8 protein-coding genes are annotated in these 13,497 nt (G+C 68.5%); 6 read left to right on the top strand and 2 right to left on the bottom strand.

From position 1 onward, the window contains the following. The first annotated feature begins 608 nt into the window (after positions 1-608). From AB0N89_RS28265 to AB0N89_RS28250, 4 genes are all read left to right on the top strand, one after another. Positions 609-1,784 (top strand): ABC transporter ATP-binding protein, encoded by a 1,176-nt coding sequence (locus AB0N89_RS28265; RefSeq protein ID WP_364210224.1) that lies wholly within the window; start codon positions 609-611, stop codon positions 1,782-1,784. Beyond that, a complete protein-coding gene (locus tag AB0N89_RS28260) occupies positions 1,784-2,668 on the top strand; it encodes an ABC transporter permease (RefSeq protein WP_364210221.1) in 885 nt (294 codons plus the stop codon). The genes AB0N89_RS28265 and AB0N89_RS28260 overlap by 1 nt, the downstream gene beginning before the upstream one ends. Positions 2,669-3,004: 336 nt before the next feature. Beyond that, positions 3,005-6,652, top strand: coding sequence for an ABC transporter ATP-binding protein (locus AB0N89_RS28255; RefSeq protein ID WP_364210242.1), 3,648 nt, complete (start codon positions 3,005-3,007; stop codon positions 6,650-6,652). 234 nt (positions 6,653-6,886) lie between these two features. Beyond that, a complete protein-coding gene (locus AB0N89_RS28250) occupies positions 6,887-7,456 on the top strand; it encodes a DUF4291 domain-containing protein (protein ID WP_364210218.1) in 570 nt (189 codons plus the stop codon). Here AB0N89_RS28250 and AB0N89_RS28245 read toward each other — a convergent pair. Next, entirely contained in the window at positions 7,453-7,719 is a 267-nt protein-coding gene (locus tag AB0N89_RS28245; protein WP_191255249.1) for a hypothetical protein, read from the bottom strand. The genes AB0N89_RS28250 and AB0N89_RS28245 overlap by 4 nt on opposite strands. A 360-nt stretch (positions 7,720-8,079) precedes the next feature. On the opposite strand from AB0N89_RS28245, the gene AB0N89_RS28240 reads away from it, so the two are divergent. After that, positions 8,080-11,790 (top strand): multifunctional oxoglutarate decarboxylase/oxoglutarate dehydrogenase thiamine pyrophosphate-binding subunit/dihydrolipoyllysine-residue succinyltransferase subunit, encoded by a 3,711-nt coding sequence (locus tag AB0N89_RS28240; RefSeq protein WP_364210214.1) that lies wholly within the window; start codon positions 8,080-8,082, stop codon positions 11,788-11,790. A gap of 127 nt (positions 11,791-11,917) precedes the next feature. Continuing rightward, positions 11,918-12,706, top strand: coding sequence for an SMP-30/gluconolactonase/LRE family protein (locus AB0N89_RS28235; RefSeq protein WP_364210211.1), 789 nt, complete (start codon positions 11,918-11,920; stop codon positions 12,704-12,706). Here the strand turns inward: AB0N89_RS28235 and AB0N89_RS28230 are convergent. Further along, positions 12,703-13,419, bottom strand: a complete 717-nt coding sequence (locus AB0N89_RS28230; protein WP_364210208.1) for a hypothetical protein — start codon at positions 13,417-13,419, stop codon at positions 12,703-12,705. The two genes, AB0N89_RS28235 and AB0N89_RS28230, sit on opposite strands and share 4 nt — an antisense overlap. Between the last annotated feature and the right edge of the window lie 78 nt (positions 13,420-13,497).

Below are 13,497 nucleotides of genomic sequence, written 5' to 3'. Positions count from 1 at the left end.
CTGATATATGATGTGACGTCGCACGTTACCAGACCACTTGTCCTGAAAGTCAGGACACCCGCCCTGTGCGCAAGTCCGTGAAGGCCTCCTTGAGGGACTCAGAGTCCCTCAAGGAGGCCTTCACGGACTTTGGGGGCGTGTCGCGCAGTAGGCCGATCCCACTTGCGAACCGCAGCCTCACGCACCGCAGAGGGTCCGGGGCCTCGGGTGATACGACGAAGTCCTCACCGAGGGAGGGCGCGAAGCGCCGACAAGGTGAGGGAAGTGAGCTAAGGGCGGCCCGCTCAACCAACCTGGGGGTCATTGGGAGCGGGCCGCCTCCTACATCGTAGGTAATAAGTCGCCGCCGCGCTGCATGGGGTTGCCATGTCTTCGGAATTACTTCTTCACAGACCTTCGCGGCAGTCGGTGATTTTCCGCGCCCTACGCCGCATATCCCGTAGTCAGCGGCCATTCGGCGCAGCGCCGGGTGCGCTGTGAGGCGGCTTCGTCACCGCATCGAACGTGACGAAGGTCGCTTTCGGTGGATTGCCCCCTTCCGCGAGTGCGGACTCACCCGGTGAGGCAGGATGTCGCGTGATCGGCCTTCGTCAACAAAAGGGGACGGTATGCACGACGGCAGTGGCCGCATCGCGGTGCAGAATCTGAGCAAGCAGTTCGGTGCGGTCAACGCGGTCCAGAATCTGAGCTTCACGGTGGAGCCCGGTTCGGTGACCGGCTTCCTGGGGCCCAACGGCGCCGGGAAGACGACGACGCTCCGGATGCTGCTCGGGCTGGTGACGCCCACGAACGGCACGGCGACCATCAACGGGCGCCCGCACGACCAGCTGGGAAATCCGGCGCGGGTCGTCGGTTCGGTGCTGGAGAACGAGGGTTTCCACCCGGGGCGCACGGCGCGGAATCACCTGCGCGTGTACTCGGCGGCGATCGGGATGCCGGATCAGCGGGTGGACGAGGTGCTGGGCCTGGTCGGCCTTTCGTCGGCGGCGGACCGCAAGGCGGGCGGGTTCTCGCTCGGTATGCGGCAGCGGCTGGCACTGGCGACGGCGTTGCTGGGGAATCCGCAGGTGCTGGTGCTGGACGAGCCGACGAACGGTCTCGACCCCGAAGGCATCCTGTGGCTTCGGAACTTCCTGCGCGCGTACGCGCGTGAGGGTCGCACGGTGCTGGTTTCGAGCCACCTTCTGAACGAGGTGGAGCAGACGATCGACCAGGTCGTGATCATCAGCCAGGGCATGACGCGGTACAACGGCTCGCTGGATCAGTTGCGCAAGAGCAACCAGTCCCGGGTGCTGGTGCAGTCCGCGGACGCGAACGGTCTCGTCGCCGCCTTGCAGGAGGCGGGCATCACTCAGGTGTCGCCGATGCCGGACGGCCGGGTCGCCGTCTCCGGCGCGACGGTGCAGCAGATCGGTGACATCTCGGCGAAGGCGAGCATCGCGGTCTACGGCATGCAGGAGGAGACCGCGGATCTGGAGCGGATGTTCTTCCAGCTGACGCAGGGCCAGTACGCGGCGCCGCAGCCCGGGTTCCAGCAGCAGGGCCCGCCGCCGGGCTACCAGGGTCCGCCTCCCGGTTATCAGGGCCCGCCGCCCGGATATCAGGGGCCGCCGCCCGGCTACGCACCGCAGAACACCCCGCCGCCCGGTTTCGCGCCGCCGCAGCAGCAGTTCCAGCAGCAGGCTCAGCCGCCGCAGCAACAGCAGCAGTACCAGCAGGCGCCGCCTCAGCAGCAGGCGCCTCAGCAGCAGGGCCAGAACGAGGGCTGGGGAGGCCAGGGCTGATGGGCAACCTGATCAAGGCGGAGTTCCGCAAGACGCTCACGCTCAAGGCGTGGTGGGCGCTGATGATCCCCGCGGTGGTCTTCGCGTTCGCGTTCGCCCTGTTCTGGGGCATGGTCACGAACGACTTCAGCGACTTCCTCGGCCGCTCGGACACCCGTGAGCTGACCCAGGCGCTCGGCATCTCGACCGGTGAGCTGCCCGTCGGCCTGCTGGCGCTCGGGCACGGCATCAACATCGGCACGATGATCCCGATCATCTTCGGTGTCTTCGCCCTCGCCGGCGAGTACACGAAGAAGACGATCACCACGACGTTCCTCACCGCCCCGAACCGGGTTTCGGCGTTGAGCGCGAAGATGATCACCTACATCGCGTGGGGCGCGATCTACGGCGTGATCATCGTGGGCGCGGCGAGCCTCGGCACCGTGATCACCGTCGACAGCCAGCGTCTGCCGACGGCGGGCCAGTGGCTGGGCGTGCTGGGCGCGGGCGTCCTCGCGACGATCCTGGCGACCCTGTTCGGCATCGGTGTCGGCGCGGTCTGGCGCAGTGTGGTCGGCAGCATCATCACGCTGACGATCTGGATGCTTGTCGTCGAGAACGTCCTGGTGTTCGTCATGTTCGGCGCCGCGGACATCACGTGGCTGGGCGGGGTCCTGCCGAACGGCACGGTCAACGGCATCGTGGGCGCCATCGGCGCGGAGGCGTTCGGCGCCGCCGGCGTGAAGGTGCCCGGCCTGCAGGACGAGACGGCGTGGGCGCTGCAGTACGCGGCGGGTGCCCCCGGCGCGTTCTCGTGGTGGGCCTCGGCGCTCATCTTCTTCGGCTGGACGATGATCTTCTTCCTGGCAGGCTGGGCCGTGAACCAGAAGAAGGACATCACTTAATTGATCGCGCGCTGACGGAAACGTGCCGAAGGGGCGTCGACCCGCATCAACCTCAGGTTGAGCGGGGAGGCGCCCCTTCATCACCGTTCGGTGGCGTCGACATGTGGCACTTGCCCCGACCGAACGTAGGGCTGGTTCACCTCATCACACACGCCATGAACGGTCCGTTCCTGGCCGAATTCGCAAGGAACGGACCGTTCATGGCATTCGGCCCTCCGCGAACCGGCCGATCATGTCGGTGCGGCGGCCTAGGCTGGCGGGGTGACTACTGCTCCACCTCGTCCGCGTCAAGCCAGTCCGGCACGTGAGACCACCCCCGCACCCGCCGGAGGCTGGATCCGCCGCCTGGCCGCTTCGTGCTGGAAACACCCGTGGCTGGTCGTGCTGTCGCTGGGCGCCGCGATCATCGGCGTCGGGTTGCAGGCCGCCGGTCCGCTGCTGATCCGGGAAGCGCTCGACAGCGCGGTCGCCGGCGACACCTCGAACCTCGGCCTGCTCGCCGCCGTGATGGCGGTGCTGCAGGTGCTGACCTTCGGCAACGCCTTCGCCCGCCGGTACGTCGGCGGGCGGCTGGCCCTCGACGTCCAGCACGATCTGCGCCGACAGGTGTTCAACGCGGTCTCCCGGCTCGACGGCGGCAAGCAGGACGCCCTGCGCACCGGCCAGGTCGCCTCCCGCGCGATCTCGGACCTCCAGCTGGTCACGTCGGTCCTGATGCAGGTGCCGCTCTCGGCGGGCTCGGTGATCTTCGCGCTGCTGTCGCTCGGCGCGATGCTGTGGATGTCCCCGACGCTGACTCTGATCGCGATGGTGGTCGCCCCGGCGATCGCGATCATCATGGCGGTGAGCCGGAAGCGGCTCTTCCCCGCGACCTGGGCGGCTCAGCAGCGCGCGGCCGACGTCGCGCAGCAGGTCGAAGAGACCGTCACCGGCGTCCGCGTCGTGAAGGGCTTCGGCCAGGAAGCGCGCGAAGTCGCGAAGCTGGAGAAGACGGCGAAGACGCTCTTCGCCGAACGCATGCGCGCGGCGCGGCTGTCCTCTTTGCCCACGGCCACCACGGCGGCGCTGCCCGCGGCGGGTCAGGTCGCGGTGCTGGCGGTCGGCGGCGTCCTGGCGCTGAACGGCGAAGTCAGTCTCGGCACCTTCCTGGCCTTCGCGACCTATCTCTCCATCCTGATCGGCCCGGCGAGGATGATCTCCAGCCTCGTCGTCCAGGCCCAGCTGACCAGGGCGGGCGCGGAGCGGGTCAACGAACTGATCGACGCGCAACCGGACGTCGTCGACAGCCCGGACGCGCGGCCGCTGCCCGAAGGCCCGCTCGGCGTCCGGCTGGAGGACGTCTCCTTCGGCTACACCCGGTCGGATCCGGTGCTCGACGGGCTCACGCTGGAGGCCAGGCCGGGCGAGACCCTCGCGCTGGTCGGCACGGCCGGTTCGGGCAAGTCGACGATCTCGCTGCTGCTGCCCCGGTTCTACGACGTGCACGACGGTTCGGTCCAGGTCGGCGACCTCGACGTCCGCGACATCCGGCAGCACGACCTGCGCAGCGCGATCGGCGTGGTCTTCGAGGAGGCTTTCCTCTTCTCGTCGTCGGTGCGCGACAACATCGCGTACGGCAGGCCGGACGCGAGCGACGAGGAGATCCGCGCGGCCGCGCGGGCGGCCGAGGCGGACGAGTTCATCCAGCGGCTCCCCGAGGGCTACGACACGCTCGTCGGCGAGCGCGGCCTCACGTTGTCGGGCGGGCAGCGGCAGCGGCTCGGCCTGGCCAGGGCGCTGATGACCGACCCGCGCGTGCTGGTCCTCGACGACGCGACGTCCGCCATCGACACGGTCACCGAGGCGGCGATCCACGACACGCTGCGCTCGGTCACCGCGAGCCGGACGACCCTGCTGATCGCGCACCGCCGCTCCACTCTCGCCCTCGCCGACCGGATCGCCGTGCTCGACAAGGGCCGCGTCGTCGACGTCGGCACCGAAGAGGAACTGCTGGCGCGCTGCGCGCTGTTCCGCGAACTCGTCGCGGGACCTGGTGACGACGTCGAGGAACCGCATCGCTGCGAAGGCCTCGACTGCGGTCCCGCCGGAGTCACCCCGGCCCTGTGGCCGGAGCAGGAGAAGGCCGACGAACTCGCGGGTGAGAGGAAGGGCACCGGCGGCGAGTGGGACGTCAACCTGCCGCCGAGCGAGGAGCTCATCGAAGGCGTCCGGAAACTGCCGCCCGCGACGGACGTCCCGCACTTGCCGGGCACCGACGTCACCGCGCCCGAACCGAAGTTCCGCCTCGGCCGGTTGCTGAAGCCGGTACGCGGCCCGCTCGCCGTGGTGATCGGCCTGGTCGCGGCGGACGCGCTGGCCACCATCGCGATGCCCGCGCTGTACCAGCACGGCATCGACAACGGCGTGCGCGCCGGAGCGGAGGCGGTGATCTGGCTGGCCGCCGGGATCGGCGCGCTGGTGATCCTCGCGGACTGGCTGGTGGTCTATCTCCAGACCAAGATGACGGCGCGGGTCGGCGAGACGGTGCTGTACTCGCTGCGCGTACGCAGTTACGCGCATCTGCAGCGGCTCGGGCTCGACTTCTACGAACGCGAACTGTCCGGGAAGATCATGACCCGGATGACGACCGACGTCGACGCGCTTTCGACGTTCCTGCAGACCGGGGTCGCCCAGGCCGTCGTGAGCGCGCTGACCCTGGTCGGGATCGCGGCCGCGTTGATGGTCACCGACCTCGGGCTGGCGGCGTACGCGCTCGCGGTGCTGCCGATCCTCGTGGTCGCGACGGTGATCTTCCGCCGCGCTTCGTCCAAGGCGTACACCGAAGCCCGGGAGCGGGTCAGCGTCGTCAACGCGGACATGCAGGAGAACGTGAACGGGCTGCGGGTCGCGCAGGCGTACACGCGCGAGGAGCGCACGGCGGAGAAGTTCGCGTCCCGCAGCGACGAGTACCGGCGTTCGCGGCTTCGCGCCCAGCGTCTCGTCGCGACGTATTTCCCTTTCGCGGCGATGCTTTCCGGGCTGGCCGAGGTCGTCGTGCTGATCGTCGGCGCGAACCGGGTCGCGGCGGGCACGCTGTCGGCCGGTGTGCTGGTGGCGTTCCTGTTGTACCTGGGCCAGTTCTTCTCGCCGATCCAGCAACTGTCCTCGGTGTTCGACGGCTACCAGCAGGCGCGGGTCGGCCTGTCGCGCATCGGTGATCTCCTGCGCACGCCGACTTCCGTTCCGCAGGCGGAGAAACCGGTCGCGGTCCCGGAGCGGCTGCGGGGCGAGGTCTCGTTCAAGGACGTCGATTTCGCTTACACCGCAACGGACGAACCCGCGTTGTCGCAGCTTTCGCTGGACGTCGCACCCGGGGAGACCGTCGCCTTGGTCGGGGCGACGGGCGCCGGGAAGTCGACGGCGGTGAAGCTCGTCGCGCGTTTCTACGACGCGACCGGCGGCGTGGTCCGGATCGACGGGACCGACATCCGTGAATACGACCTGGCGGCCCTGCGCACGCGGATGGGCGTGGTACCGCAGGAAGCGCATCTGTTCTCGGGGACCGTCGCGGACAACGTGCGCTACGGCAGGCCTTCCGCGACGGACGCGGAGGTCGAGGAGGCGGTCCGGTCCGTCGGCGCGCTCGACGGCGTCGCCGCGCTTCCGGCCGGTTTCCACCAGCCGGTCGGTGAACGCGGACGGTCGCTTTCGGCCGGGCAGCGGCAACTCGTGGCCCTCGCCCGCGCCGAACTCGTGGACCCGGACGTCCTCCTGCTCGACGAGGCGACAGCGGCGCTGGACCCGTCCACCGAAGCCGCCGTCCTGCGCGCGACGGAACAACTCGCGCGGCGCCGCACGACCTTCGTGGTCGCGCACCGGCTCGCCACCGCCGCCAAGGCGGACCGGATCGTGGTGCTGGACCACGGCCGGATCATCGAACAGGGCACCCACGAGGACCTGGTCAGCGCGGGCGGCCACTACGCGCGCCTGTGGTCCCTCGGCTGACCCCGCAGTGAGCGAAGGCGTGACTCGCGTGATCAGACGGCGAACTCCGTGATCGCCGCCTGATCACACGAGTCCCGTCTCCGATCACGAGTGATCGCCGCCTGATCACACGTGATCGCCCGTCTCGCCCGAACGCGGCACCTCCGACCTCCGGCGTCCACGAGAACCGCAAGCCCTTGGGCGAAGGAATTTCGGTCGCGCGCCAGCACCCGCGCCTGTCACGCTGAGCGGCAAATGAACGAAGAGATCCCGGCGCGGCAGATCCGCGCCGTCCACACCGAAACCACGATCCGCGTCTATCAGGCGTACTCGCCGTCCATCGCCGACGCCGCGCTGAAGGCGGGCACGTTCGTGCCGCCGTTCAAACGCGAACGCATGACCTGGATCAAGCCGTCCTTCCTCTGGATGGCGTACCGCTGCGGTTGGGCCGCGAAGCCCGGTCAGGAGCGCGTGCTCGCCCTCGACATCACTCGCGAGGGCTTCGCCTGGGCGCTCGAACACGCGGCGCTCAGCCACTACGACGCGGACGTCCACACCGACCAGAAGGCGTGGCGGACAGAGGTCGAGACCAGCCCGGTCCGCGTCCAATGGGATCCGGAACGCAGTATCCGGCTCGGCGCGCTGAAGCACCGTTCGCTCCAGATGGGGCTGAGCGGCGAGGCCGTCGATCGCTATGTCGACAAATGGATCACCGCGGTCACCGACGTCACCCCGGTCATGCGCGAGATCGGCGCCCTGGTCGCGGCGAACCGCATCGAAGACGCCGAAGCGCTGCTACCGGCGGAGCGCCCGTACCCCGGCTAAGGCCGCCACTTGAGGCCGCTCATCCCGGCGACCTCGAGGTCCCGCTCCGAAGCCCACCGGAAGGTCCCGGGCCGGACGTGCACCCCGGCCGTCACCGCCCAGTCCGGCTCGTCGGGCTCGACGTGCTCCATCTCCTTGAAGTCGTCGAGCGTCGGCCAGACCGCGGAGCACGAGTCGCACATCAGGACGACCTTGCCGGATTCGGTGACCAAGGGGCGCACGCGCCCCTCGTCCCAGAACGACGGGCACTCGTCCAGCCACATCGGCTGCCACCACCTCGCGGGCGATCGGCGGCCGGCACGACACCGGCCGCATCCTCCACCCAGCAAAACCCGCCGACGTGAACTCCAGGCTGTCCGGGCACGACCACCCAGCCAACCTTTCCCGACCAATCAGTGACCTGACCTGCGCAGACGGCGAAGTGACAGCAAAGGTCCCTTGCTCCCCCGGGCGAGCGCGGCCCGGCCGGGTTTCGATCTCTTGATCGAGACAGTGACCCATCACCTAGTGCGCCACGCCTCACACAGGCCAGTTCCATCACACGGCTGCGACCGAGGGGGTTAGCCTGGTAGGCGCATCAGCGGTGTTCAAGATCTCGAGACGGATAGAGGCGAGTCCAAGCCGTGTCCAGCAGCAGCCCTGCGTCACAATTCGGCCCCAACGAGTGGCTTGTCGAGGAAATGTACGACCAGTTCCTCGCCGACCCCACCTCAGTCGATGCCGCCTGGCACGACTTCTTCGCGGACTTCAAGCCAACGCAGGACGCGAAGACGAAGGCTGACGACGCACGTCAGACCTCCTCGGAGACCGCCAAGGAGGGCGCGGGCACCAACGGCCAGGCCGCCAAGCCGTCGACCGCCCGCAAGGCGGAGTCCACCGCGAAGCAGACAGCCCCGGCGAAGCCCGCCCCGAAGACCGAAGCGAAGCCCGCTCCGAAGGCCGCGGCTCCCAAGGCGGCCGCGCAGGCCCCCGCCAAGCCCGCCGAGAAGGCCGCCGAGCCGGAGTCGAAGCAGCTCCGTGGCGCCGCCGCCGCGATCGCGAAGAACATGGACGCCTCGCTGTCCGTGCCGACCGCCACGAGTGTGCGCGCCGTCCCGGCGAAGCTGATGGCCGACAACCGCATCGTCATCAACAACCACCTCAAGCGCACGCGCGGCGGCAAGATCTCCTTCACGCACCTCATCGGCTACGCGATGGTCCGGGCGCTGAAGAACTTCCCGAACATGAACCGGCACTACCAGCTGATCGACGGGAAGCCGTTCGCGATCACGCCGGAGCACGTGAACTTCGGTCTCGCGATCGACATGAAGGGCAAGGAAGGCGCCCGCACGCTCGTCGTGGCCTCCATCAAGGCCACCGAGAACATGACCTTCATGCAGTTCTGGCAGGCCTACGAGGAGATCGTCAAGAAGGCCCGCAACGGCAAGCTGACGGCCGACGACTTCTCCGGCACCACGATCTCGCTGACCAACCCCGGCGGCATCGGCACCAACCACTCGGTGCCGCGTCTGCAGGCGGGCCAGGGCGCGATCATCGGCGTCGGCGCCATGCAGTACCCGGCGCACTTCGAGGGCACCAGCGAGAAGGCCCTGGTCGACCTCGGCGTCTCGAAGATCATGACGCTGACCTCGACGTATGACCACCGCATCATCCAGGGCGCGGAGTCGGGCGAGTTCCTCAAGCGCATCCACGAGCTGCTGCTGGGCGAGGACGGCTTCTACGACGACGTCTTCACCAGCCTGCGCCTGCCCTACGAGCCGATCCGCTGGGTCGCCGACATCCCGGACGGCCCGGTCGACAAGACCGCGCGCGTGATCGAGCTGATCGACGCCTTCCGCATGCGCGGTCACCTGATGGCCGACACCGACCCGCTGAACTACCGGCAGCGCAGCCACGCCGACCTCGACGTCCTCTCCCACGGCCTGACCCTGTGGGACCTGGACCGCGAGTTCCCGGTCGGCGGGTTCGCCGGCCAGGAGCGGATGAAGCTGCGCGACATCCTCGGCGTGCTGCGCAACTCCTACTGCCGCACCGTCGGCATCGAGTACACGCACATCCTCGACCCCGAGGAGCGCCGCTGGATCCAGGACCGCGTCGAGATCCCGCACGAGAAGCCGGACCCCGCCGTCCAGAAGTACGTGCTCTCGAAGCTCAACGCCGCCGAGGCGTTCGAGACCTTCCTGCAGACCAAGTACGTCGGCCAGAAGCGGTTCTCCCTCGAAGGTGGCGAGACCGCGATCCCGCTGCTGGACACGCTGCTGGACAAGGCCGCCGAGCACGAGCTCGACGAGGTCGTTATCGGCATGCCGCACCGCGGCCGCCTGAACGTGCTCGCGAACATCGTCGGCAAGCCGATCGCGCAGATCTTCCAGGAGTTCGAGGGCAACCTCGACCCGGGCCAGGCGCACGGTTCCGGTGACGTGAAGTACCACCTCGGCGCCGAGGGCAAGTACTTCCGCATGTTCGGCGACGGCGAGACCAAGGTGTCGCTGACCGCGAACCCGTCGCACCTGGAGACCGTCGATCCGGTCCTCGAAGGCATCGTCCGCGCCAAGCAGGACATCCTCGACAAGGGTGGCGAGGGCTTCACCGTCCTCCCCGTCCTGATGCACGGCGACGCGGCCTTCGCGGGCCAGGGCGTCGTGGCCGAGACCCTGAATCTCGCGCTGCTGCGCGGCTACCGCACCGGCGGCACCGTGCACGTCATCGTCAACAACCAGGTCGGCTTCACCACCGCGCCCGAGCACTCGCGGTCGAGCCAGTACGCCACCGACGTCGCGAAGATGATCGGCTCGCCGATCTTCCACGTGAACGGCGACGACCCCGAGGCCGCGCACTGGGTGGCCAAGCTGGCCGTCGACTACCGCCAGGCGTTCCACAAGGACGTCGTGATCGATCTGATCTGCTACCGCCGCCGCGGCCACAACGAGGGCGACGACCCCTCGATGACCCAGCCGGCGATGTACGACATCATCGACACGAAGCGTTCGGTCCGGAAGACCTACACCGAATCGCTGATCGGCCGCGGCGACATCTCCGTCGAAGAGGCCGAGGCCGCGTTGCGCGACTTCTCCAGCCAGCTGGAGCACGTGTTCAACGAGGTCCGCGAGCTGGAGAAGCACCCGGCGAAGGCCAGCCCCTCGGTCGAAGAGGAGCAGCAGGTCCCGGCCAAGGTGCCCACCGCGACCACCTCCGAGGTCATCGAGCACATCGGCGACGCGTTCCTCAACGTCCCCGAAGGCTTCACCCCGCACCCGCGGGTCAAGCCGGTCATGGAGCGCCGCCACAAGATGTCCCGCGAAGGCGGCGTCGACTGGGCGTTCGGCGAGCTGCTCGCCTTCGGTTCGCTGGCCATGGAAGGCCGCCTGGTGCGGCTGTCCGGCCAGGACTCACGCCGCGGCACCTTCACCCAGCGCCACTCGGTGCTGATCGACCGCAAGACCGGCCAGGAGTACTCGCCGCTGGCCAGCCTGGCCGAGAACCAGGGCCGCGTGATGATCTACGACTCGGCGCTGTCCGAGTACGCGGCGGTCGGCTTCGAGTACGGCTACTCCGTGGCCAACTCCGAAGCGCTGGTCATGTGGGAAGCGCAGTTCGGTGACTTCGTCAACGGCGCGCAGACCGTCATCGACGAGTACATCTCCTCCGGCGAGGCCAAGTGGGGCCAGCTCTCCGACGTCGTGCTGCTGCTGCCGCACGGCCACGAAGGCCAGGGCCCGGACCACACCTCCGGCCGCATCGAGCGCTTCCTCTCGCTGTGCGCGGAGGGCTCGATGACCGTCTCGGTCCCGTCGACCCCGGCGAACTACTTCCACCTGCTCCGCCGGCACGCCCTCGACGGAGTCAACCGCCCGCTGGTGGTCTTCACCCCCAAGTCGATGCTGCGCAACAAGGCCGCGACCTCGCAGGTCGAGGACTTCACCGGCCAGACGAAGTTCATGTCGGTCATCGACGACGCCGACGTCGACCCGTCGAAGGTCCGCAAGGTCCTGCTGACCTCGGGCAAGCTCTACTGGGAGCTCGTGGCCGAGCGCGCCAAGCGCGAGGCGAACGACGTCGCGATCGTGCGGGTCGAGCAGTACTACCCGCTGCCGAAGAAGAAGCTGCTGGCGGCGCTTGAGCGCTACAACGGCGCTCCCGCGGTCTGGGTCCAGGAGGAGCCGGAGAACCAGGGTGCGTGGCCGTTCTTCGGGCTGAACCTGCCGCGGAAGCTGCCGGAGGTGTTCTCCAGCCTGGACGTCGTTTCACGTCGTCCGATGGCCGCGCCGTCCGCCGGTTCGTCCAAGGTGCACGAGGTCGAGCAGAAGGCGCTGATCGCGCGGGCCTTCGACTGATCGCCTGACAAGTACGTGAAGGCCCCCTTCACTGCGCTAGACGCAGTGAAGGGGGCCTTCACGTACCTGGGGTGTCGAAAACGGTGAGGCCCGTTCGTGTAGGGGGCAAACGACCGAAGGAGACACCATGAAGACCCTGCTCGACGGCCTCAAGCTCCCCGAATCCGCGCGCTGGCACGACGGCCGTCTGTGGCTGGCGAACTGGGGCACGGGCGACATCCTCGCCGTCACTCCCGGCGGCGAGAGCGAGGTCATCGTGAACGTGCCGGCCGCGATGCCGCTCACGTTCGACTGGCTCCCCGACGGCCGCCTGATCATCGCCGACGGCCCGAACGCCCAGCTGCTCGACGCGGACCTGAGCGTCTACGCGGATCTCAGCCCCGTCGCCGCCTTCCTGAACGAGGTCGTGACAGACGGCCGGGGAAACGCCTTCGTCAACGGCTCGCACGACCTCCAGGCACCCGGCGTCCTCGCCCTCGTCAGCCCGGACGGTGAAGTGCGCCAGGTCGCCGACGGCATCCTCTTCGGCAACGGCATGGCCGTCACCCCGGACGACAAGACGCTGATCGTCGCCGAATCGCACGGCAACCGCCTCACCGCGTTCGACATCGCCGACGACGGTTCGCTTTCCGGCAGGCGGGTGTGGGCGGACCTCGGCGGCGACCACCCCGACGGCATCTCCCTCGATGCCGCGGGCGCCGTCTGGTACGCGGACGTGGCGAGGAAGCACTGCGTCCGCGTCCGCGAAGGAGGCGAAGTGCTGCAGAAGGTCGAAGCCGATCGGGGCTGCTTCTCCTGCGCAATCGGCGGCGAAGACGGAAGTTCGCTCTACGTCCTCGCCGCCGAGTGGCACGGCTGGGAGAACCCGTTCGGCGACGGGCCGACCGGGCAGCTCCAGGTCACGGAAATCGCTTAGCCGATCGCCTCGGAGGTCGCCTTGGCGACCTTCAGGGCGTTCTCCTTGCACAGCTTCTGATCGATGGGCTTGCTGGGTTCGGCGCCGCTCACGATGACCTGCGCTTCGACGTTCCCCTGGTACAGCTTGATCGAGCACTGCCCGGCGGACCGGATGTCGTTGTAACCGGCCTTGGTCGCCTTCGCGAGCGTGGGGATGACTTCCCCGCCGTCCCGCATGGCGTTGTCGTAACCCGCCTTGGCCCAGTCCTCACCGGAACCCGTGCCCGGTTCCTTCGACTTCGACAGGTACATCGTCACCAAAGCCGACGGAGCCCCGGACTCGCGCCAAGAGCACGAAGAGACCGTGTAGACGACGTCGTTGTTCGAAGTGCTCGCCGGCTCCTCGCCCTTCGGAGTTTCGAGCGGCGGCAGGTTCCGCACCCCGCTGCCGATCTTCTCGCAGCCGGGCATGGCGGCGTACTTGTCCGGTGGCCCGGACTTCTTGGACGAAGTCGGCGCAGCGGACGACGAACCGGAGTCATTCGACAACAGCAGGACGGCCGCGACACCGCCACCGCCGAGCACCACCACCGCGGCGATGACGAGGCCGATGATGAGCCCGGCGTTCGACTTCTTGGGCGGCGGGCCGTATCCGGGCTGCGGGTAGCCGGGATATCCCTGCGGTGGATACGGCTGCTGAGGGCCCTGGTGGTAGGGCGGTCCGGGCTGCATGCGGAGAGGCTAAAGCCTCACGACCGTCCAGATAGGACGAACGCGGCAATTGCCGGTCGAATCACTCTCCGGACACCG

Origin of the sequence: Amycolatopsis sp. NPDC089917, assembly GCF_040684635.1 — a bacterium.
Classification (GTDB): Bacteria; Actinomycetota; Actinomycetes; order Mycobacteriales; family Pseudonocardiaceae; genus Amycolatopsis.
Note: the sequence above shows the minus strand (reverse complement) of the source record. Positions and strands in the feature narration are given on the sequence as shown.